The 21,697-nt window shown below is 47.7% G+C and carries 19 protein-coding genes; 10 read left to right on the forward strand and 9 right to left on the reverse strand.

Annotated features, from left to right (window positions below):
* Positions 1–3: 3 nt before the first annotated feature.
* Positions 4–789 carry a PhzF family phenazine biosynthesis protein gene (locus OEZ43_13135; protein MDH5546532.1) on the reverse strand — a complete coding sequence of 262 codons (786 nt, stop codon included), beginning with the start codon at positions 787–789 and terminating at the stop codon, positions 4–6.
* A gap of 143 nt (positions 790–932) precedes the next feature.
* Between OEZ43_13135 and OEZ43_13140 the strand changes: the two genes are divergently transcribed.
* Positions 933–2,351, forward strand: coding sequence for a PLP-dependent aminotransferase family protein (locus tag OEZ43_13140; protein ID MDH5546533.1), 1,419 nt, complete (start codon positions 933–935; stop codon positions 2,349–2,351).
* 189 nt (positions 2,352–2,540) lie between these two features.
* Here OEZ43_13140 and OEZ43_13145 read toward each other — a convergent pair whose 3' ends face one another.
* The 3 genes from OEZ43_13145 to OEZ43_13155 all read right to left on the reverse strand — a co-directional run bounded on the left by OEZ43_13145 (position 2,541) and on the right by OEZ43_13155 (position 5,635).
* On the reverse strand, positions 2,541–3,176 hold the full coding sequence (locus OEZ43_13145; protein ID MDH5546534.1) for a PEP-CTERM sorting domain-containing protein: 636 nt from the start codon (positions 3,174–3,176) through the stop codon (positions 2,541–2,543).
* A gap of 558 nt (positions 3,177–3,734) precedes the next feature.
* Positions 3,735–4,595 carry a hemolysin III family protein gene (locus tag OEZ43_13150; GenBank protein ID MDH5546535.1) on the reverse strand — a complete coding sequence of 287 codons (861 nt, stop codon included), beginning with the start codon at positions 4,593–4,595 and terminating at the stop codon, positions 3,735–3,737.
* A gap of 74 nt (positions 4,596–4,669) precedes the next feature.
* Positions 4,670–5,635, reverse strand: a complete 966-nt coding sequence (locus OEZ43_13155; protein ID MDH5546536.1) for a TIM44-like domain-containing protein — start codon at positions 5,633–5,635, stop codon at positions 4,670–4,672.
* Positions 5,636–5,761: 126 nt separating this feature from the next.
* On the opposite strand from OEZ43_13155, the gene OEZ43_13160 reads away from it, so the two are divergent.
* Entirely contained in the window at positions 5,762–6,142 is a 381-nt protein-coding gene (locus OEZ43_13160; GenBank protein MDH5546537.1) for a thioredoxin family protein, read from the forward strand.
* 50 nt (positions 6,143–6,192) lie between these two features.
* Here the strand turns inward: OEZ43_13160 and OEZ43_13165 are convergent, their stop codons facing one another.
* Positions 6,193–6,582, reverse strand: a complete 390-nt coding sequence (locus OEZ43_13165) for a hypothetical protein (GenBank protein MDH5546538.1) — start codon at positions 6,580–6,582, stop codon at positions 6,193–6,195.
* 479 nt (positions 6,583–7,061) lie between these two features.
* Between OEZ43_13165 and OEZ43_13170 the strand changes: the two genes are divergently transcribed.
* From OEZ43_13170 to OEZ43_13180, 3 genes are all read left to right on the forward strand, one after another.
* On the forward strand, positions 7,062–7,544 hold the full coding sequence (locus OEZ43_13170; GenBank protein MDH5546539.1) for a YajQ family cyclic di-GMP-binding protein: 483 nt from the start codon (positions 7,062–7,064) through the stop codon (positions 7,542–7,544).
* Positions 7,545–7,606: 62 nt separating this feature from the next.
* Positions 7,607–9,748: an EAL domain-containing protein gene (locus tag OEZ43_13175; protein ID MDH5546540.1), complete on the forward strand. Its 2,142-nt coding sequence runs from the start codon at positions 7,607–7,609 to the stop codon at positions 9,746–9,748.
* A 71-nt stretch (positions 9,749–9,819) separates the two neighbouring features.
* A complete protein-coding gene (locus OEZ43_13180; protein MDH5546541.1) occupies positions 9,820–10,689 on the forward strand; it encodes a hypothetical protein in 870 nt (289 codons plus the stop codon).
* Positions 10,690–10,789: 100 nt separating this feature from the next.
* Here OEZ43_13180 and OEZ43_13185 read toward each other — a convergent pair whose 3' ends face one another.
* A complete protein-coding gene (locus OEZ43_13185; protein MDH5546542.1) occupies positions 10,790–11,617 on the reverse strand; it encodes a sel1 repeat family protein in 828 nt (275 codons plus the stop codon).
* Positions 11,618–11,833: 216 nt separating this feature from the next.
* Here OEZ43_13185 and OEZ43_13190 point away from each other — a divergent pair, with 216 nt between their 5' ends.
* From OEZ43_13190 to moeA, 5 genes are all read left to right on the forward strand, one after another.
* Positions 11,834–13,132, forward strand: coding sequence for an MFS transporter (locus OEZ43_13190; protein ID MDH5546543.1), 1,299 nt, complete (start codon positions 11,834–11,836; stop codon positions 13,130–13,132).
* Between the two features lie 63 nt (positions 13,133–13,195).
* The gene (locus OEZ43_13195) at positions 13,196–13,675 is read left to right on the forward strand and encodes a nucleoside deaminase (GenBank protein MDH5546544.1); all 480 of its coding nucleotides are present in this window, start codon (positions 13,196–13,198) and stop codon (positions 13,673–13,675) included.
* On the forward strand, positions 13,621–14,274 hold the full coding sequence (gene mobA, locus OEZ43_13200) for a molybdenum cofactor guanylyltransferase (GenBank protein MDH5546545.1): 654 nt from the start codon (positions 13,621–13,623) through the stop codon (positions 14,272–14,274). Before OEZ43_13195 ends, mobA begins: the two co-directional genes overlap by 55 nt.
* Complete coding sequence (gene mobB / locus OEZ43_13205) at positions 14,267–14,803, forward strand: molybdopterin-guanine dinucleotide biosynthesis protein B (protein MDH5546546.1); 537 nt, start codon at positions 14,267–14,269, stop codon at positions 14,801–14,803. The genes mobA and mobB overlap by 8 nt, the downstream gene beginning before the upstream one ends.
* Positions 14,803–16,056 (forward strand): molybdopterin molybdotransferase MoeA, encoded by a 1,254-nt coding sequence (gene moeA, locus OEZ43_13210; protein MDH5546547.1) that lies wholly within the window; start codon positions 14,803–14,805, stop codon positions 16,054–16,056. Before mobB ends, moeA begins: the two co-directional genes overlap by 1 nt.
* A gap of 64 nt (positions 16,057–16,120) precedes the next feature.
* Here moeA and OEZ43_13215 read toward each other — a convergent pair whose 3' ends face one another.
* The 3 genes from OEZ43_13215 to OEZ43_13225 form a co-directional block, all read right to left on the reverse strand.
* Positions 16,121–16,609 carry a hypothetical protein gene (locus OEZ43_13215; protein MDH5546548.1) on the reverse strand — a complete coding sequence of 163 codons (489 nt, stop codon included), beginning with the start codon at positions 16,607–16,609 and terminating at the stop codon, positions 16,121–16,123.
* Between the two features lie 436 nt (positions 16,610–17,045).
* Entirely contained in the window at positions 17,046–19,481 is a 2,436-nt protein-coding gene (locus tag OEZ43_13220; protein ID MDH5546549.1) for a S8 family serine peptidase, read from the reverse strand.
* 67 nt (positions 19,482–19,548) lie between these two features.
* Positions 19,549–21,636 carry a S8 family serine peptidase gene (locus OEZ43_13225; GenBank protein ID MDH5546550.1) on the reverse strand — a complete coding sequence of 696 codons (2,088 nt, stop codon included), beginning with the start codon at positions 21,634–21,636 and terminating at the stop codon, positions 19,549–19,551.
* Between the last annotated feature and the right edge of the window lie 61 nt (positions 21,637–21,697).

Below are 21,697 nucleotides of genomic sequence, written 5' to 3' on the forward strand. Positions count from 1 at the left end.
AATTCACCTTTGAAACCCCAATCCTGCTTTGCCACCGATTTCAATGGCGTTATTTAACTCATGCAGTGACAGTCGTGCCCCTCGCGCTGATGCCTGAAAGGCGACGAGCGAATCTTTTTGCAAATGCTTACTCCAGTAATCAACTAGGGCGCAGTGAACCGAACCTGTGGCAGGGTCTTCATCAATTCCAACCGCCGGGGCAAAAAAACGCGAGATAAAATCGTATTCCGGTGTATCACTCACAGCGCTTACCGCCACACCACGGATTGGCAATGCTGCCAGACGCACAAAATCGGGCTGGAGACCACGCACTGTTTCCGCGCTATCGACAACCACAACCAAATCGTCTTTGCCCTTGCCGACAAATATCGGCGCACAACCGAGGGCGTCTTCCAGTCCTGGGAAATCGTCGATAGATTGAATCGGGTCAGTCGGAAAAGTCAGCACAATCTCGTTTTCGAAATTACGGGCGAGCAATACACCGCTACGGGTTTGAAAGCGGATAGTTTGCCCGTCAGGAACGACGCCTTCCGACCACAACACACTGGCACTGGCCAGGGTTGCATGGCCGCACAAATCCACTTCTGTCTCGGGAGTGAACCAACACAAGTCAAACACCTCCGTCCCTTTCGCAGGCACCGTGACAAACGCGGTTTCCGACAAATTCATCTGCTGCGCCAACTTCTGCATCCACACAGGTTCGGCTTGCTCACGCAACAACACAACCGCAGCGGGATTCCCGCTAAACCGGCCATGGGTAAATGCGTTTACCTGAAAGATTGAAGACATGCTCACGTCACTCCGCCACTGAATTGAGCAAGTGTAGCCACAGACAACGAATCAGTACAGTTCCAGATCAGTGACTTTATAACCGATACAGTTTAAAGTATCCATCAACTGTACCGAATAGACGAATCCTAACTGTACTGACGATGTCGACACGCTATGAACAAATGGCCGATGCCCTGGCCCAGCATATTGACCAGGGCGTTTTTGAAGCGGGAGAACGCCTGCCAGGCGTACGCAAGCTCGCGCAGCAATTTGGTGTAAGCGTTTCCACCGCTGTCCAAGCACAACAAGTCCTGGAAAGCCGTGGTTATATTGAGGCACGTCCTCGCTCTGGTTTCTTTGTTCGCGTTCAAAGCTGGCAGACACCGAGTCCACCGCTACTGCCCAAACCCTCTAAACGCCCGACTATCATCACCGGACAAAACCTGGCGATGAAACTCAGTCAGGTCACCCATCAAACAGGAATCGTGCAATTAGGCGCGGCGGTACCAAACGCGCAATTTCTACCCACGCGCGCAGTCAATCAGTCATTCATCAAAGTAGCCAAACAATATCCCCAGTGCGATGCGCGCTATATGTTTCCCCCGGGCAGCCTTGAACTACGTCGACAAATCTCGCGACGCATGACTTACGCAGGCTGCCAAATCGCGCCGGATGAACTCGTCATCACCAGCGGTTGCCAGGAAGCCTTGATGCTGTGTTTGAGAGCCGTAAGCAAACCGGGGGATATCGTGGCAATCGAGTCCCCGAGTTTTTATGGTTTGCTCCAGGTTATCGAATCACTAGGACTCAAGGCATTGGAAATTCCGACAGACCCACAAAGCGGCATTAGTCTGTCTGCATTACAATTGGCGATAGAACAGTGGCCGCTAAAGGCATGTATTGTTGTTAGCAACTTCAGCAATCCGCTTGGGCACTGTCTGTCGGATGAAAGCAAGAAACAACTGGTACAGCTTTTATCCAAACATACAATTCCGCTGATAGAAGACGATGTCTACGGCGACCTGGCATTTGACCAGTCTCGCCCCCTGGCAGCAAAACACTACGACAACTATGGCGACGTTTTATATTGTGCTTCTTTTTCAAAGACGATTTCACCCGGCTTGCGCGTGGGCTGGATTGCGCCTGGTCGATTTCAGGAACAAATCGAATACCAGAAATATATTTCCAGTCTCGCCTCTCCTGGATTACCGCAACTGGCCCTGGCCGATTTTCTTTCGCGAGGTGGATATGACAAACATCTGCGTCAGGTACGCCAACGTTATGCGCAACTGGTACAACAGTTTTCCCGTGCGATTATCGAATTTTTTCCTGAGGGGACGCGTTTGACTCAACCCGCTGGCGGATTTGTGTTGTGGGTAGAACTTCCCGGTGAGTGCGACTCGGTCGTTCTCTACCAGCAGGCCATGGAGCATGGTGTTAGTATTGCGCCGGGTATTATCTTTTCGGCCAAACAGAAATATCGTAACTTTATTCGTTTGAATTGCGCACAGCCATGGAATCGCGATACGGAACTGGCGGTTTTGTTGCTGGGGAAACTTGCAAATAAACTGGCGAAGTGAACGAGGCGTATAATTTCGCAAACTGCCCCAAAGACTCTTACCACCTATTAATTATGGTGCAAATCTACATCACCAGCCGAATATGCGATCAATATTGAGCGCAAAAAAATACCCGCATCTCGTGATACGGGTATTTTGTCATTAACGTGAGTCTTTTGGATTCGCTTGCTTTTAGAAAAGCAAAGAGTATTAAACTCTTCTGCGCGAAACAAACAGTCCCAACAAACCTAAACCCAACAGTGCAACAGTTGCAGGCGCGGGTACAGGCACAGCAGCCGCAGTAACCATAGCGTCTTCAGTTCGATTTACTTCAACCAGAAGGTTTGAAGCACGGAATATCAGGTCACCAGACGTAACGGTAAGATTCAAATCTAAAATTCCATCTAATTGCATATCACTCGGGTCAATTGTAAATCCTAAAGGATTGTAATCGATCTCTGCGCTGCCAAAAACAGTACCGTCTGCACTTACAGTTAAATACTCTGGTTGCCCATAACTCGAAATGTAACTTCCAGTTGCATAGTGACAGTGGTAGCTACCAAAAATACTATGCCTACCGCACCAAGTTGTATAGGTATAGGAAGTATACGTATCGTAATCGTAGTCACCGTCATCTACCACATCAATCTCTAACAAAATGGACAAGATTTCATCGGTGGACGAAGTGAAACCGGAATCATTGATGTCATGAGAATAGTTGTAGTTTGATCCCGCTGAAAACCATATGTCCGGATCCGGATCATGGGTGTCCGTAAAACTCATTACCGTTGCCGAAGCCGTAAACGGAACCAACAATAGAAAAACAATAAAACTAATAACTTTCATCACAGCCCTCTCTCAAACTTGTTATGCTCGCCAGCGTAAGCACATTTAATGCCATATTAATATTTCTATAAATAACAATTAGCTATAAAGTATAAACAATCTATAACAAGAAGACTTGTAAAGTATTTCGACAATATAATAGTGGTTTTATATGAACTAACAACTGGTCACCTGGCAGATAGGATTTCATTTCTCTTTGCTTTCAAGAAAGTCAAAAGATAAGCCTGTAGATTTTCGGGGACTGACTGATTGTTTGAGTATGTATTCCACGTCATGCAAGCCAAAAAGCACAAGGCTCGAATATCGCGACATTAAAGGCCGTTGGAATAAGTACTAGCCGATGCTGGTATTTGCAAGATTGCTTGCTGACGTAGGCACAAAGATGCGCTCATGCGCGACTAAACCTCAAAGCGGATTTGAGGATAGTCGGCCTAAACTCGCTCGCTGCACTCGCTCAAACATAGGCCTCCAAACATCCTCAAATCCACTTTTCGAGTCGCGAAATCGCGCTTCTTTGTGCCCACGTCGGCCTCACATAGATTCGACCATATAGACGAACTACAAATACTCTTCACTGGTAAACTTCAATCGTATGGATTCCGGACGCATATCCGGGTGGAAGATTTCATTTACGCGCTCACGTATCTGTTTTTTCAGTTGCACTATTGATTTGGCTTCGATGTGAATGTTTTCACCTACGGCATGGGCCACATGCGTACCATCAGGGAAAACACTAACCTCGAAATTGACATGATTGCGCGTCGGATAGTGCGCCCATTTATATACAAACAACCAATGATAAAAGGCGCCAGCGATGACAAAGATGTGGAAAATATCGTGACCGCCAATGACTCCTTTGACCAGCACCGGCCAGCCGAGAAAATCGAGTAATCCACCGGCGGAATAACAGGCGCCGCCTAACCACAAATAGCGAATGCTACGATCACCAAAGGTACGACGAAAATGGTAACTGGTAAGCACGCCGAACCAGCCCAAACCGAGATAAAAACTCAAGCTCATCCATGCGGACACTTCTTCGAAAAATACCGCTTCCAATACCAGGCCAGTTATCGCGATAGTCCATATGAGCATTAACACTCCCCAGCGCCAACTACCTCGAAAAAGAATCATGTGTAGCGGTGTAAACGTTCCCGCTATCAATGTCCAGATCGCCGCATGATCCAATTGTTGAAGCACCGCGTGAGGCGTAAAACCCGGTTCCAATAAATGGTAGACACCACTCATGGAAAACAGAAATACCAGGGAAAAAGAATAGACCGAGATCGCAAACAGACGGACCCGGTTACCCCACCCCTTATAGGCGAGAAAGAAAAAACCCACAAAGGACAAGCCGGCGGCAAGCAGATGCGTGATACTGCTAAACGGTTCACTAAATCCCGGAATAGGAATCGTATCCAACACGACTCTCCTTATCAGCCTGAAAAAAAAACGCCCCGACAGACGGGGCGTTTTTTAAAAGCTTTTTTGCTTTGTTACGCTTCCACCTGCTGTATACCATCGAGAAACCAGGTTGGTGCAAAACTGTTCTTTTGTTTCACAAAGTGCCAAACTTCCTGCACCCAATGCGCCTCCGCGTCCATACCACTGAAGGCATCCAGTTCGCGCATATTCACGTTGAAAAGCACGGCGATCTGCTGTTCGCTATCGGTCTCCTCGAAGGCGACAATCTCCGCTGTCGCTTCCAATATCTCAGTCCGATTCTCTCCGGAGCGCTGCATAAATTGATCCTGTATCTCACCGAATACCTGATCCGTGGTCAAACCACGTATATCCGCAAGTTCGCCGCTATCCCAGGCTTCCTGCAGCATAGAGAAGGCGCGCTTTGCACCATCAAGGAATTCCTGACTATTGATGTCTTTAGGTAAGACCGTATTGCTACCAATAAAGTTTTGGGGAATTTCCTGTGGCGCGGTGGTGTTTTGCTTGTCTTTGAACATCAGATCAGTGTCAAAACCCGGGGACGTCGTCGCCTGACGCTGCTGAGTTGTTCGTTCAGCCTTTTGACCCCAGTCAGCATCTGGTAGTGGTGCCCCACCTGCAGGCTGAGGCTCCATGCTACGACGACGCCCAGCCAGTAGTTTGAACAATACAAAGGCAATCAAGCCAAATATGAGAATGTCGAGAAAATTGATGTTCTCGAAGGCACCGCCAAAAAATAGCGCACCCAATAAACCGCCCATGGCAAGACCACCCAGAGCACCCATTAACCCTGCTCGGCCCGCACCCGCTGCACCTGCGGCAGTCGCTGCACCGGCACCAGCACCGTTATCCGTCGCTTTCTTGGCTGGCGTAGCCGGGGCCTGCCGTTTAAAAGGCTGGTTAAATGACTTTTTACCGCCAAAGGATAAACCGCCTCCAAGGCGCTTCGCCTCGGCGTTATCCATTCCAGCACCCAGACCAACAACCATTACAATTAACGCCGCTACAATAAATCGCATATTTTCCTCGATAACCTTGTGAGTTAAGAATTCCATTAGATAATTGGGCCACATTTTAAACATTCAACACAAAAACGAAAGACTGAATTGAGAATATTGGCCAATTCCCCTAAACTGCGACGGCATATGACTTCTTCAAAAATTATTAAACTTGGTGATTATCACAAGGGCTACAAGCCTCTTGATCAATTCACCTTCCATCACATCCTAAGCGAGGCGCCAGGAACTAGCGTGATATTGTTCTGGAAGAAGAGCTGTAGCTCTTGTGCCTACTGGCGTAAATTGCTACTCGAATTCCAACAACAAAATCGCAACATTCGCCTGTTCGATGTTGATGTCGAACTAGACCCAGGCTTGGCGGAAGAACACGAGATATTCCATCTTCCGGCCATCTATGTTTACCGAGATGGGGACTATTATGGTGAGGTCCAGTGCGAGGCCCACCTGGGTAATTTGCAGGAATGTCTGAATCGTGCATTGTCGCAACCGCCTCAGGAGATGCCCTGAGACGGCAGAACTGAATCTTTGCGTGCGTCTGAACGGGAATGAGTTCCCGCTTACTTGACGACCTTGACGTGAGACGCAAACACAATACGGTCAAAGGAACGATTGAGCGTCTTGCTGAAGAAATTCTCCATCACGACATTTTCATCGTAGCTCACGGTATCGCCTTTTTTTGCCTCAACCTGAGTGCCCGCTATCCAGAATTGTTTTCCACCCGCTTCGAGTTCCAGATAGGTATAGCCGGCACCGTCGATAGACTGTAACACTTTTCCCTGCGCCGTCGCTGCCGCCGGTGGACTAAACATCTCATGATTCTTGGGCGCTGATGGTGGAGGTGGCGCACTGCTTCCGCCTTTAATAGGATGACCTATACCAGTATTGATTTCGGCTGATACTCCCCCCGACAATAACATTAACAATATTATGGATAACGATTTTTTCATAGTGTCTCTTCCGATCAAACAGAATCGAGAGTATAGCAAAGACACTTGTAACGATAGCTATAAAAAGTGCCGCATCATCATCTCCTCCCCCAGTAAAAATAAAGACCATCTTCATCACTCGGAATAGTGTCGACTTTGCAACGCGAAGCTTGTCAGCTACGCCCGAAATCCGTCTAGTGAATCACCATAAAATGACACCTGCACAGAGCCAGTTTCGAAGGTACAGCTGGCGCAAAGCGAGCGTATATTTACTTCGTCAAAAAAGAAAAAAATGACGACTATTGCAAATCACAGGCCGCGGAAACGCTCGCTAATAAGCAAATAAACGTGAAATTTTTTTTCACCTTTTTCGTACAATTTAACTTGCAGCAAATTAACATGTCGTTTAAGGTATACCGCCCGTCGAGCGCTGTAACACGTGGCGGTTAAACAGAAACAAACAGGTTTAACAGAAACGTAGAATCAAACAGGAGTCAACATTGCCTTCCTTTGATGTAGTGTCCGAAGTCAATGCACATGAGTTAAGTAACTCTGTCGATCAGACCCAAAGAGAAATAGCCAATCGATTCGACTTCAAAGGTACTAGCGCAGCGATCGAACAAAAAGACAATACTATTACCATAGTTGGTGAGTCAGACTTTCAGCTCGACCAAATCATTAGCGTCCTACATAACAAAATGGCCAAACGCGGTCTTGATATCAGCAGCCTGGAACCAGGCAAGATAGAGACTGCAGGTACTAGCGTCAAACGAGAAGTCGTTGTTCGCCAGGGTATCGACAAAGAATTGGCCAAAAAAATCACCAAGCTCGTCAAAGAATCAAAAGTAAAGGTACAGGCTGCGATTCAGGGAGAACAGGTGCGCGTCACTGGAAAAAATCGTGATGATCTGCAACAGATCATTGCATTATTGCGCGAATCCAATCTTGGCATACCGTTGCAATATGTAAACTTCAGAGATTGAATGCGCGTTTTGATTTGCGCGCAAGCGGAAAACAACTACTAACAATTTGTCAGGATTTGCGAATGAGCGCTGAGGATATGCTGATTGCCGAGTTCAGTAACGAAACCGTCACTCACCGGGCTAATTACGGCCACTTTATCAAAACCATCGTTAAGCACACTCCATCAGTTTTGCTAACACTGAATGAACTTGGACAGGTCACCTATATAGATGGAAACTCTCGAGACATTCTCGGTTTTGATACCGATGAAATGCTTGGCGAAAATCTCTGTCTATTGCATCAATCCTTCACATCCATGGGCGATCTCATTCGTCAGGCTATGCTGGGAGACGAAGTAACTGGTACTTTCGAAGCGAATGGCAATCAACTTCGTCTTTGGTTTAGCCCCATTCGCAAACTAAACAGAATAGATCACATTACGGTAACGTGCCTGGATATTACTTCCAACCTGGAAATGGAACGCGCGCTAAAGGAAATGCAACGACATTATTTATTGCTTGCAGAACATTCCACCGACCTTATCACCAAATATACCAATGACGGCGTATGTCGTTATGCCTCACCGGCGACAACAAAAGTTCTCGGCTACCGGCCAGATGAAATCATTGGACGCGTGGTTTTCGAACTTTTTCATCCCAATGACCAAAAGTCCAAGCGCCGTATCATCCCTCGACTTTTGTCAGACTCTGGAAATGAAACAATTTGTTATCGCGTCAAACACAATGATGGACACTATGTATGGATGGAAACCCGCACCAAGGCAACCATGGACCCACATACGGGTGATATAGCAGAAATCATCGCCGTGTCGCGTGATATCACTGAACGCAAGGAAAGTGAGGAGCGGCTATTGTACCTGGCCAATTACGATTCACTTACCGGTTTGCCCAATCGAGCATTGTTCCGTGATCGGCTTCGTCGTGCAATTGCCCGCGCACAACGCAATAGCGGAAAAGTCGCGCTAATGTTTCTCGATCTGGATCGTTTTAAAACCATTAACGACAGTCTTGGCCATCATGCTGGTGATCAATTACTCAGGGGCGTAGCGCGTCGCTTGAAACAACACGCGCGTGAGGGTGACACGATTGCCCGTTTAGGCGGTGACGAATTTACCGTTATACTGGAAGGCGTAAAAGATTCTGATGATGCCGCGATAGTCGCGGAGAAAATCCTCGAATTAATGCAGGCGCCTTTCCGTCTGGATGGCCATGAAGTTGTGGTCACGCCAAGTATTGGTATAACGATTTTTCCTGATGATGCCGATGATATGCGCTCGCTGTTGAAAAACGCGGATACCGCGATGTACCGTTCCAAAGAAACCGGGCGTAATGGTTTTCAGTTCTATACTGCTGACATGAATGCCAAAGCGTATGAATTATTGTTGCTGGAAAATAATTTACGTCACGCCATGGAACGTAATGAATTTGAATTACACTACCAGCCGCAAATTGACTTGCATTCTCAGGCCGTCATCGGATTGGAAGCATTATTGCGCTGGAAACATCCTGAGAGAGGCATGATACAGCCGGAAACCTTTATTCCTTACGCGGAAGAGACCGGTATGATTATCCAGATCGGCCAATATGTTTTACGCGAGGCTTGTCGTGAAGCCAAAAAATGGGCCGATGCGGGATTACAGACCCGCGTTGCCGTCAATCTGTCCATGTATCAGTTTGTCGACAAGGATTTCGTTGTGCATGTCGCTGATGCCTTACGTGAGACGCAGTTGCCTGCACATATGCTTGAGCTTGAGGTTACCGAGAGCTTTCTGGCGCATAATGTTGAGCAGGCTGCCGAGACATTAAGACGGCTGCATCGACTGGGCGTGCATCTTTCCATCGACGACTTTGGCACCGGTTATTCCTCTTTGAGTTACCTCAAACAGTTTCCACTGAATACCCTGAAAATCGATCAATCCTTTGTTCAGGACATAGGCGAAGGTAATGACAGCGCCACAATCGCCGAGGCGATAGTCGGTCTCGGCAAGAGCCTTGGGCTTAATGTCATTGCGGAGGGTGTGGAGAAAGATGAGCAAATGTATTTTCTTCGCGATCGAGGATGTGATCTTGCCCAGGGGTTTCTGATATCCCATCCTATGGAAGCGAGTAAGGTCATACCCTGGCTGCGTCAAAACCGGAAACATCAAGCCCATTTCAAGCAATGGGTTCTATGGCCCGAAATGCTGGCCCATGGGCACGCCTGAGACCTCAAGAGCACGATTCCGCTTATTGCGGTATAATCCGCGGTCTTTAAATCCAGCCACATGGGAAAACAATGAATTACGAAATCCTGCAAGATATGGAGGCCTTCACCCAAACAATGTTTAACCGCATTATTGGGTTCCAGGAGAAAGATCACCCGGCCTGGGATGAATCGCTGAAATTCGAGCAGCGTATCAAGAATTTGCCATTGCACTATCTCATCTTCAGTAATGGCGATCGCGACCCACAAACCCACGGCCCGACAGTCAATCATTATTATCCATTGCAGTGGGAAATGGCGACCCTGGCAGCTTATACAAGAGCGGTTAGTCCGGTTCCTATTATGCTTGATGTCCATGCACGCAATGGCTTCACCGGTAGTCTATTAGCCAGGGAAAATATCCGCGTCATTGGATACCGAGATCCCGGCGCCAAACCAAATCAAATCGAGAATTTTTTTGACGAAGAACAATACGAGTTGCGCAATGGCACGATTGCCGACGTAGATTTTCCAGTCGATGTGGTTTTCTCCAACTGGATGCCATCGGGTAACGATATTACTGACGATATACTTCGCCTACGACCAAAATTAGTCATCTATATATACACACAACACAAAGATGAAGACAACGCGCAAACGCAAACAGGTGTGGAAGGTGCCTTCGGAGAACGTCTTAGTGAAAATTATCGTCTGGTCGACGAGTGGACTGTGACGCGTCAAAGAGATTTGTTAAAGGAAATCTGGCCCGATTTAACCGGCAGTATCGAGGAAAACCGTATAGTTCGAGTCTATGCTGATAGGCCTTGGCACCAGTTGAAACTTCGCGCCGAAGTTGATCCTTCAAAACAATATAGCTGGGAATATGAGTTACTGATGACAGAGACGGCTTATCAGGCAAAGCAGGAAATGAGGACACGGGGTTTTCCAGTCGGACAATTCTGACTAGAAACCCCGTGTGCTGGGTTGCATGACTGTTCCCGTCACTTTGCAACCGCGGACCCGACCACCCCTCTAAAATTCTGTTGATCCGGCGCTCAATGTCTTATTGAGCCGCCACGTTGTTTTCGCTTACACGTTTTTTCGCTTCAGCGAGTTCATCCGCTTTCATGTTCATGGATAGTAACTGCAGAGATTCATAAGCGTTGCTTTCACCACCTTCTGCAGCCAGCGCATACCAGCGATATGCGTCAATCAGGTTTTTCTCTACGCCACGTCCTTCTTCATACATGTTGGCAAGATAGAATTGTGCAGGAGCGTAACCTTGTTCAGCAGCCTTGGTATACCAATGAGCGACCTGCTTCTCGTCCGGTTTTACGCCCTGACCATACAGATACATCAGTGCCAGATTGTATTGCGCTTTCAGGAAACCTTTTTCCGCCGCTTTAAGATAGTATTCGACTGCTTTCGGCATATCGATCTTCACGCCATGTCCCAAGCGATACATATTGCCCAGATTAAAGGCAGCGGTAACCATGCCCTGGTCAGCCGCAGCGGAGAATAGCTTCACCGCTTCTTTAAAATTCACTTCAACACCGTGGCCATTGGTATACATCTGACCAAGATCAATCATCGCCGGACCAAAATCCAGTTCGACGGCTTTCTTATACCAGTAGATAGCCTGGGTATAGCTTCTACGCACACCGTCTCCGTCCTTGAATTTGCGTGCGAGGACGAACTGCGCACGGGCATCGCCATCTTTCGCTAATTTATACAAGGGGTCGAAAAAAATACTGTTGCTGTCATTCTGATCAAACGAGGATGCCGCATAGCTGGAGGACATGAATGCCATGGAAAGAAAAATCATTAATGTCGCTGTTATGATGAAAACAACGAGGCTGGTGGATTTTTGAACGGTTTTATCTGACATCATGGATACCTCTTCGTTTGCGACCAGCGTTACTGGAACGTTTCAGGTTGAGCCATAGTAGTGTCGATTTATTTTTCCCTCCTTAAAAATTTCTCCCACCGCTGTAGTTAACTGAAAAAATGAACATTTTCTGAGGATTGGCTTAACCTGTCGGAGCTGACAACCGATAAGACATGCTAGACTTTTCCACTCCAATCCGTGGCCAATAAAGGAAAAATCTTGTCAGATAAACGAGTTGCACTCCCTACACGCGAAGTCCTTGGCTGGGCGATGTATGACTTTGCCAATTCAGGCTATGCGACCGTTGTTCTCACCGCGGTATACAGTACCTATTTTGTGGGTGTGATTGCAGCAGACCTGGGAAATGGTGATGCCACTTTCTTGTGGACGATGAATATTGCCCTGGCCAATCTGCTGGTTTTAATCACCGCCCCATTAATAGGGGCCATAGCCGATCACAGCGCCTGTAAGAAGAGATTTCTTCTGATAACAACTAGCGGCTGCGTAATATTTACTGCCAGCCTCGCGCTCACCGGGGCGAATGACGTCATGATCGCGTCCATCCTCGTTGTTGCCGCTACGATCATGTTTCACAGCGGTGAAAACCTCATTGCTGCGTTTCTACCCGATATCAGTACGCCCGAAAATATGGGAAGAACCTCAGCCTTTGGCTGGACGGTAGGCTATCTCGGGGGACTACTGATACTCGGTATCTGTCTGGCTTACGTAACCCATGCACAGGCCCAGCAGGCCTCAGCAGAATCCTATGTCCCGGTGACTATGTTAATAGTGGCAATCGCATTTGCCCTGGCAAGCATTCCCACCTTTCTATGGCTGAAAGAAACAAAGCAGGTCCAAAACCACGCCGCCGGTCACGCCATACGCAGTGGTTTCCAAAGGCTATGGGTAACCTTTCAACATGCCCGCCACTATCGGGATCTATTTCGATTTCTGGCCACCGTGTTTATCTACCACTGCGGCATACAAACCGTGGTTGTGCTCGCCGCTGTATACGCCCAGGAAGTCATGAAATTTTCCACTGCGGACAACATGGTGTTGATATTGGTCGTGAATGTCACTGCCGCCGCGGGTGCATTTCTTTTTGGACGAGTACAGGACGCTATTGGATCTCGTCCAACACTAATCTTCACCTTATTGATTTGGATTGCCGCGCTGGTACTGGCGTTTTTTACTGAAAGTCGAGCCACGTTTTGGCTGGTTGGGAATCTCGTAGGATTAGCCCTGGGCGCTAGCCAAAGCGCTGGACGTGCCCTTGTTGGCATATTCTCTCCTCCCTCACGTAGCGGTGAATTTTTTGGGTTGTGGGGCCTGGCCACAAAATTGTCTGCCGTAGTTGGGCCGCTTGTATATGGACTGATCGCCAGTCTTAGCCACGGCAATCACCGCTATGCGTTACTTTCCACCGCAATATTTTTCATTGTGGGTATTGTTACGCTACTCAGCGTAGACGAGACACGCGGTAAGATCGCCGCCCGAAGCAGTGATCTCGCGCAATAACATGCCTTGAGGCACTGATTGAGATACAATCCAAAAAATTCAGGTTTGGAACATCGGTCAACTATGTTTAAAGCAGAAAAATCCCCCATGCAGGCCGCAATTGGAGACGCGCTGAAACACCTTAGTGATGAAGGGGGCGGTCCCTTCGGTGCATGTATTGTCAAAGATGGAAACATTCTTGCCGTCGCGCACAACACCGTACTGGCTGACAATGACCCAACGTGTCACGCGGAGGTGAACGCGATACGTATGGCAGCAAAAAAACTGGGCGATTATGATTTGAGTGGATGTGCCATTTATTCCACCACTGAACCCTGCCCCATGTGTTTCAGCGCAATCCACTGGGCACGTATCGATACTATTGTTTATGGCACTACCATTCAGGATGTGCAAAATCTTGGCTTTAACGAGTTATCCGTATCCAATCATGAAATGAAAACACGTGGTGGCAGTAGCGTGGAAATTCATGCGGATTTTATGCGTGATGAATGTCTGGAACTACTCCAGCAGTGGTCGCAGAATACCCGTGGTCAGACGTATTAATGCCTATTGATACACCTTTGCCGGTGTCGGCGATCATACTCGCAGGAGGTAAAGCAAGACGCCTGGGAAATTGCCAAAAGGCTTTGTTGAAACTTAACGGAAAACCGCTGCTGCAATATGTCATCGATAGACTGCAACCCCAGGTTCAACAAATTGTGATCAGCGCAAATGTTGAACTCGATCAGTATCGGGCCTTTGGATTAGCTGTTTACCCTGACAAACTTGGGGAAGACCAAGGGCCGCTTTCCGGCATCGCAAGTTGTATTGAGCATTTGCAACATGACACAGTCGTTGTTGTTCCCTGTGATACGCCATTTCTGCCCATTGATCTCGTTTCACGTATGTCATCCCAAAACCATTCTGGTTTCTGTATCGCGTTTGACGGTCGGCGCGAACAAGTGTTGACCATGTTGTTCAGGCGCAAGCTCGCCACGAAACTCGGTGAAAGCGTAGTCGCCGGACAGCGTAAAGTGATGGAATGGGTACATAGGCAACAACCCACGCTGGTGGACTTCAGTGACAAACCTGATGCATTTTTCAATATCAATACCCCTGAAGATTTAGCGACCGCACGGCAGGAGTTGTCTCGTGTTGAGTAACGCAAAAATTCCTATCTGCGGTTTTGTCGCATTTAGTGGAACTGGCAAAACGACATTACTCGAAAAAATTATTCCCCAACTCGGACAACAAGGTGTGCGTATTGGCGTAATCAAACATGCCCACCATCAGTTCGATATCGATAAAGAGGGCAAGGACAGTTATCGTCTGCGTCAGGCAGGGGCCAAAGAAACCCTGGTGGCGTCTTCAAACCGTTGGGCGTTGGTACACGAACATTTCCATAATCAAAGCGATCCCGATCTTGATCAATTGTTATTACACCTTTCACAGGACGAACTTGATCTAATTCTTGTAGAGGGTTTTAAACACGTTCCATTCCCCCGAATCGAACTGCATCGCCCTTCCCTGGGAAAACCACTCTTATTTCCCGAAGACGACACGATAATTGCGGTGGCCAGTGACGACACCATCGCCATTGAGACCCCGTTACCCATACTCGATTTGAACAATCCGGAAATAATTGCCGAATTTGTTTGCAACCAATTCTTAAAATTGAAGGAGAGCCCGTAATGGACAAACAACCTTCTTGCGCGGATGAGTATGACCCAAGCTCATTGGATGCCGACCTGGCCTTGCAACGCATACTTGATCGTATTCGTCCATTGGAGGGCCATGTCAGATTGTTTTTGCGTGAATCACTTGGGCGTGTACTCGATCAAGATGTGCTTTCCCCAATCAACGTGCCCGCCTATACCAACTCGGCCATGGACGGATACGCGATACGCTCGCAAGATCTGCAAGGCAACGACGGCACATCGCTAAAAGTTGTTGGCAAGGCCTTCGCCGGTCACCCTTTTGAAGGAGCGATCGGCTCCGGTGAATGTATTCGTATCATGACTGGGGCACCTGTGCCCAGTGGCGCTGATTCAGTCGTCATGCAAGAGCATGCGCAGGTCAATGGAGATTTCATCAATGTGAGCGACGTGCTTCGTGCAGGGGAGAACGTTCGACATGCAGGTGAAGACCTTTCGATGGGACAACCTGCCTTGCTCAGCGGTACGCTACTACGCCCCGCCGACATCGGTTTGCTTGCATCACTGGGGATCGCTGAGGTACGGGTAAAACGCAAAGTACGTGTCGCCTTTTTTTCGACCGGTGATGAACTCAAGTCGATTGGTGAGCCGCTGGACAAGGGACAAATTTACGATAGCAATCGTTATACGTTATTCGGCATGCTCTATCGGCTCGGCGTCGAGATGATCGATATGGGAATCATTCCTGATAACAAAGCAGAGATTCGTAGCGCCTATGAGATCGCATCGAAAAATGCCGATGCGGTAATCACCAGCGGGGGCGTATCTGTTGGTGAAGCGGACTTCGTCAAAATGCTACTCGAGGAAATGGGGGATGTTCATTTCTGGAAAATTGCGATGAAACCAGGCAAACCACTCACCTTTGGTCAATTACAAGGTAGTTATTTTTTTGGTCTACCCGGTAATCCAGTCTCCGCTATGGTCACTTTCTATCAATTTGTTAAACCCGGTCTACTAAAGCTAATGGGGATACCTCCTAGCCCACCGCTAACTATCAAAGTACGCAGCTCTGAAAATCTGAAGAAAAGACCTGGTCGAAAGGATTATCAACGAGGCATTTTGTTTCAAACTGCCCAGGGAGAGTGGCAGGTGAAAAGTACGGGAAATCAGGGTTCACATATACTCAACTCTATGAGCCTGGCGAATTGCTTTATCGTATTACCATTGGAATCAGGTGGTATCAAAGCGGGGGAATGGGTCGATATACAACCTTTTGAAGGTTTGGTCTGACTTTTTTCGCGTATAAATAAAAAGGCCGCTGATAGCGGCCTTTTTATATCCAAAAAAATCTGGATTATGCTGCAGCAGCAATAGACGAAACGGTCGCCTTAGAAGCTTTACGACGACGCGTAGTCTTCTTACGCTTGGACGCAGATTTCTTTTCCTTCTTCGCCCATGCAGCTTCCCATTTCTTCTCAAAAGCAGCCATAGCCTTCTTCTTGGCCGCTACTTTTGCTGCTTTGGCCTTCTTGGCCTTCATCAGTTCCTTACGCTTGGCAGCTGCCTCACGACGCTTGGCCGCAGCAGCACGCTTCTTAGCTAAAGCCGCCTTCTTCTTGACAGCAGCAGCTTTCTTCTTAGCAGAAGCCGCTTTCTTCTTAGCAGAAGCCGCAGCCTTCTTCTTTACAGAAGCTGCCTTCTTCTTTGCAGAAGCTGCTTTCTTAGAAGCTACCTTCTTAGAAGCCACCTTTTTAGAAGCTACCTTCTTCTTAGAAGCTACCTTCTTACGTGAAACCGCTTTTTTGGAAGCGGCCTTTTTCTTACCAGCTCTCTTCTTTGCCATATCTACTTACTCCTTTTAGGGTCCCCAACGGTTGACATATAATCACAAAAAAAAGTTTAAGATGCAAACATCTTGAGTTAATTTTCGTCATAACTGCTAAATAGTTTAGTATTTTTTCTAGAATTTGCAGTTTTTTTTCAAAAAAAATGATTTTTTTTTCACTTTTTTTGAAAAACATGTCCTCCCACATCAAATTTTTCTCCATCAAGCCATCTCGCGTACAAAAAATCTTTCCCCTTTTGCCTGCTCAAACTCACCGACACAAACTTTTTTGTGTCGCACTTTGCCCAAAGGAGAAGTCACTCTCAAACTTTTTTTAGTCTCGAGCTCGGCACTGTTGAAAGGATGCACAGAATACGAATTTGTTTACATTCTGGAAACACAATATGAGTTTTGAAGAGCTGTTTTTGGCTTTCGAAGTAACAATTCGATCACGCTATGCGCGTATACGGGCTTTTCTTAAGAATTGAACAGCTGGAAACAGCACAAGAAGGATCAAAAACGGGTCAATATTCTCGCCATTGCCCACGCTGCATCCACCAACCCCTGATCGCGACGTAGTGCGATCATACACAGAGATGGTCATTTCACCATAAAGCGCAACTGGCGACTCTGACGATGTACCTGAGAATCGAATTTTATGGTCCCCAGGTGGACCTGCATTACTCCAAGTTAAACGACGTGTCTCACTATCGAATGTAACACCTGGGGGGGCATATATCATCGACAGACTTCGAACACCCTGTCCATTAATCTGTCCCTGTATATTCGTCTCGACCACTCCACCGACTGTCACGTTGTAGTTAGGCGGTGTAATCCCAAGACCCGAAGCCATTTGATTATCGTCTTTAACGAAGACCACCATCGTATCTTCCGCATAAGCACATGCGTTGTCGGATGCATGTAGCGTCAGTTCAAACAGCCCCGCAACTGGAAACTGGGCGGTTGAATTTACACTCCTGCTATCGGTGATAGTGACATCACTGAGCGTATTTGCATCCCACCAAAGAAGGCGAATGTCTCCATCTGGATCGTCTGCAAGGCCTTTAAGCGAAATCGTACTGCCTGCTTTTATCTCCATATCTGCTCCCGCGTTTACATTTGGCGCAGAATTGGGTTCATTTGCAGATAAGTGACAAACTCTCAGATCAAATTCGATTGGCGTTTGGGCAACTTCGGCGCTTGGCTGCATATCAAATACGGCGATATGGAAATTCTCCGGCGTTGAAACGGGAAACCCCACGCGCTCCACCCCTGCACCAGACGCTTTCACACGATCAGCCCCTCTAACGGTAAAATTTCCGTCGTTAACCGCATTATATTTCACGCTCGGTCGGTCATTTTTCGAGATTGCGAGGCCAATTTTTCCTTTTTGAGGCGGATAGGCAAGCTCAAATACGATACTGTCTGAATCAGTTCCCGAATTAGCTTGAAAATACTTCATCTCATCCTGCGGATTTTGTCTGAGTTGTGAGGAAATAAAGACACGCTCATTGAGTATGCCGGACTGCAAAGGAAGCCCTCGACGATAGTCAACGACCCCTCCCGCATACAATGCCGTCATATCCACATTAAGAGTAGTGGCCCGATGTCCACTAAAGATTGTTGCCTCGGCGGGAATCTCAACAGATGCACTTACGCCTTTATCAATTCGTGAAATGAATCCGCTGGAGTTCACCGGCTTCAGAATTTCACCTTTGGAGGCAATATCTACCTCGATATTTGTAGCGCTTTCTCCGATATTTTCTATCAATAGCTCAATCACCCCGGTCTCTCCCGAGTCTGGAACACCGTTAACGCGCAGACTTTCCTGTTTCCATCTCCACGATTTGATCACCAACACAGGTTTGCGCTGATTGATTGCCTGCATCGCCGTATACGCATGTAGATTTCCACCGCTCGCCAGGCGAGGGAAACTATCAGATACAGGACTGACGGTTGACATGATCAACGCACGCATATCGACAGGCTGTAAATCCTCCACACCATCCAGCAAATCTACTGACTTTATTAGCGCGGCAACGCCACTGGTTACAGCTGTGGCTGCAGAGGTTCCCGAGATTGCGGAGTAGCTATCATTGTCGAGATCAATTGCAAAAATGTCTTCGCCAGGAGCCCCTATATCGACATGCGTGGCGCCATACTGCGACCAGGAAGTTAAACGCCCGCGTTGATCAACTGCTGCCACACTCAACATGTTCTGCATATCCAAATCTGCAGGGTACATGGGGAGAATGTCGTTACTGCTGTGAAAATTTCCGGCGGCTGCAATAAAGAGTGCATTGGCGTTGGCAAGCTGAGAAAGGTAACTCGCATCATGTAAGGGAAATGTGGCACCGCCATAACTCATATTGATGATATCCGCGCCATGACTCAGTGCATAATTGATTGCCTGTGCCTCAAGACTCGACGAATAAGAACAACCAATTCGCAAGGGCATAATTTTTACGTTCCAGGCGATACCGCTCATGCCTTTGTTATTGTTGCCCACAGCACCAATTATTCCTGCCATCGCAGTACCGTGTGATGCCGGTGGGTTGCATCTATCTGCGGAGTCGGGTGAAGGATTGCTGTCTCCGTCTACAAAATCGAATCCTTCGACCAGATTACCCACCAGATCAGAATGGAAAATATCAATCGCGTCATCGATGACGGCGACGATAATGGTTTCATCACCTGTAGAAACGTCCCAGGCCGCTTCCAATCCAATTTGAGACAATACGTCACGTTGATGGGTATATAGCGGGTCTCGAGGAATGAGCTGCGCCTGCGTGGAAAAAAGAGGATATTGTGGCTCAGACTGATGTAGTTGCGTAGAGGCTACGCTTGCGCACACGCAAATCAACGATGTGATTAACAGTTTCCGTCGCATGTCTCGCATAATCTGACCAAGAATTTTCAGACGCAGTTTACTTGTTTGCGCCTGATCCAGGCCTTAATTATGCCGCATAAGCTCTGCGTAGATAAACCATCGCCGCAAAAACCATTAACCACAACAATGGATCAAAACGTCCGCCAGCGAGTGTACAACCTCCTGAACGAGTGCCGGAAGCAAAACTGGCGGTGAGGGAATATTTCACGTTATTGTCTGCTTGTTCTCTTGGCGCTAACACGGCTATATAGTAGGTCGCATTCCCAGGGTTACGTATATTTATTTCATCATTACCGTAAACACCGGAATATTTCACGCCAACGTCGGTTGCGCCCGCCAGCCCTAAATCGGTGTAGTAGAAGCCCGGGTAGGTACTCTTCGCCACCAAAAGATTCACATCGACACTGGTGCGTGTATCCGTGCGTTTGAGTGTCACTTTTAAATTATCCCTGCCACTAGGGACGTCGATGGTGTAGTAGTGTATGGCGTCAAGATGCATTCCTTCTCGTAGTAATTCGCCGTTGACCTTTACATCAGGGGTCAACACGCCCCAGTCCAGATTAAACTGTCGCGTATAATCACCGCGCAAGGTGTCTTTGGCCCAATTCACAGTGAGTACAAAAGGAAGCTCTGTGAAAGAGTCCGCCTCGAACTGTAATGAATCCACTTTGAAAACCAGTTCCTGCGTTTCTCCCTCGTTAAAAGGGCTGATGGTCACTTCCCGACTATAAATCATTAGCGGAGACGAAAGCGTGGCGACGACAATATCAGCGGAATTCCAAACATTTTCTAACGTTATTCGCAGTTGAAAGGTTTCCTCCTTATCAACAACTGAATTACCGTTTCCATATAGGCTGTCATCGACGACGATTTTGTTAATGACAATCACAGGGTCCAGGCTTTCCATATTTGCGTAGGCCTGTACCGCATTAATTTTACCATCCGTCGCCGTACGACCTTTTGCGACCAATGGCGTAACGGAAGACAACATTGCCCCCCGTAATTGGCGAAAGCCTGCGAGCGGATATGCCGTTTTTAGCAGCGCAGCAATACCACTGACCAAAGGCGCCGCGAAGGAAGATCCATATTTGCTTGAGTCATAACTACCCGTGGCACTAGTCGTCACCCAACCTTGACCAGGGGCTGCAAAATCCACGGTCGTTTGTCCAAATTGCGCTTCGTGGGAAAGCTCACCCGCGGTGTCTGAAAATGCGACGGAAACGATATTGGGCAGATCCAAACCCGATGGATAGTCCGGTACCTTATCATTGCTAACAGGATCATTACCTGCCGCGGTAATGACCAGGACATTCTGGTCCTGGATGGCCTGCAAGATATTTTCTTCGGCAATCGAATACATTGGACCGCCGTAGCTGAGATTGATAATGCTAGCGCCTTTACTGATAGCGTATTCCACCGCTTGGATCTCAGCCGCCGTGTCATATAAACAACCGATGCGTATCGGTATGACTTTCACATTCCAAGCCGCACCCGCAATACCAATACCGTTGTTGGTTTGCGCACCCACCACGCCTGTCACAGAGGTGCCGTGAGCTTCAGAATATATTTTTCCTGTATCTGGGTCTTTACATGTGTCCGCTGGTGAGGGATCCGCATCGTTCTCGACAAAGTCCCAAGGAGAGACCATATTTCCACTCAAATCTTCGTGATGAATATTAATCGCATCATCTATTACAGCGACTATCACGTTACCGCTTTCGCCCTTCACGATATCCCATAGTTGTTCAACCCCTGCCTGTACGAGGGGCGCTTTTTGACTGTCATAAACACCCAAACCCTCAGCGGGAACCGCACGCGGGTAGCGTCTGTAATTCGGCTCAGCAAAGAGTACATTGGGATCGGCGCGCAGCGATTCGATGGTTTGTTCTACTGAGAGATCAGGAGGAAGCTGCCACTGTTCTAGTGGTAGTAATTGAAAACGGCCTTTGACTTGTATTCGCTTATCCTGACGCAGACGCGATTTTTGTTTCGCGGTGATACCTGTTTTGTACTGCACCAGTAACTCGCCGGGAACATATTGTTGAACTGAACCTGCCACCACCAGGGAGGGCAATCCAAAAAGAATGAGTATTACAGTTAGAAACAGGACAGGCATGATGAGCTTATTATTGCGGATATTGTCGGTTTTGGACACAGAGAATTCAGGAAAATTCCCCATGAAATATGACAAAGCCCCGGATAGACAGGATCCGGGG

This window comes from Gammaproteobacteria bacterium, assembly GCA_029881255.1.
Taxonomy (GTDB): domain Bacteria; phylum Pseudomonadota; class Gammaproteobacteria; order S012-40; family S012-40; genus JAOUMY01.

Excerpts from the sequence above, each read along its gene's own strand:
- OEZ43_13135 (MDH5546532.1), bottom strand. The coding sequence starts at position 789 with ATGTCTTCAATCTTTCAGGTAAACGCATTTACCCATGGCCGGTTTAGC.
- OEZ43_13140 (MDH5546533.1), top strand. The coding sequence starts at position 933 with ATGTCGACACGCTATGAACAAATGGCCGATGCCCTGGCCCAGCATATT.
- OEZ43_13145 (MDH5546534.1), bottom strand. The coding sequence starts at position 3,176 with ATGAAAGTTATTAGTTTTATTGTTTTTCTATTGTTGGTTCCGTTTACG.
- OEZ43_13155 (MDH5546536.1), bottom strand. The coding sequence starts at position 5,635 with ATGCGATTTATTGTAGCGGCGTTAATTGTAATGGTTGTTGGTCTGGGT.
- OEZ43_13160 (MDH5546537.1), top strand. The coding sequence starts at position 5,762 with ATGACTTCTTCAAAAATTATTAAACTTGGTGATTATCACAAGGGCTAC.
- OEZ43_13165 (MDH5546538.1), bottom strand. The coding sequence starts at position 6,582 with ATGAAAAAATCGTTATCCATAATATTGTTAATGTTATTGTCGGGGGGA.
- OEZ43_13175 (MDH5546540.1), top strand. The coding sequence starts at position 7,607 with ATGAGCGCTGAGGATATGCTGATTGCCGAGTTCAGTAACGAAACCGTC.
- OEZ43_13180 (MDH5546541.1), top strand. The coding sequence starts at position 9,820 with ATGAATTACGAAATCCTGCAAGATATGGAGGCCTTCACCCAAACAATG.
- OEZ43_13185 (MDH5546542.1), bottom strand. The coding sequence starts at position 11,617 with ATGATGTCAGATAAAACCGTTCAAAAATCCACCAGCCTCGTTGTTTTC.
- OEZ43_13195 (MDH5546544.1), top strand. The coding sequence starts at position 13,196 with ATGTTTAAAGCAGAAAAATCCCCCATGCAGGCCGCAATTGGAGACGCG.
- mobA (MDH5546545.1), top strand. The coding sequence starts at position 13,621 with ATGTCTGGAACTACTCCAGCAGTGGTCGCAGAATACCCGTGGTCAGAC.
- moeA (MDH5546547.1), top strand. The coding sequence starts at position 14,803 with ATGGACAAACAACCTTCTTGCGCGGATGAGTATGACCCAAGCTCATTG.
- OEZ43_13215 (MDH5546548.1), bottom strand. The coding sequence starts at position 16,609 with ATGGCAAAGAAGAGAGCTGGTAAGAAAAAGGCCGCTTCCAAAAAAGCG.
- OEZ43_13220 (MDH5546549.1), bottom strand. The coding sequence starts at position 19,481 with ATGCGACGGAAACTGTTAATCACATCGTTGATTTGCGTGTGCGCAAGC.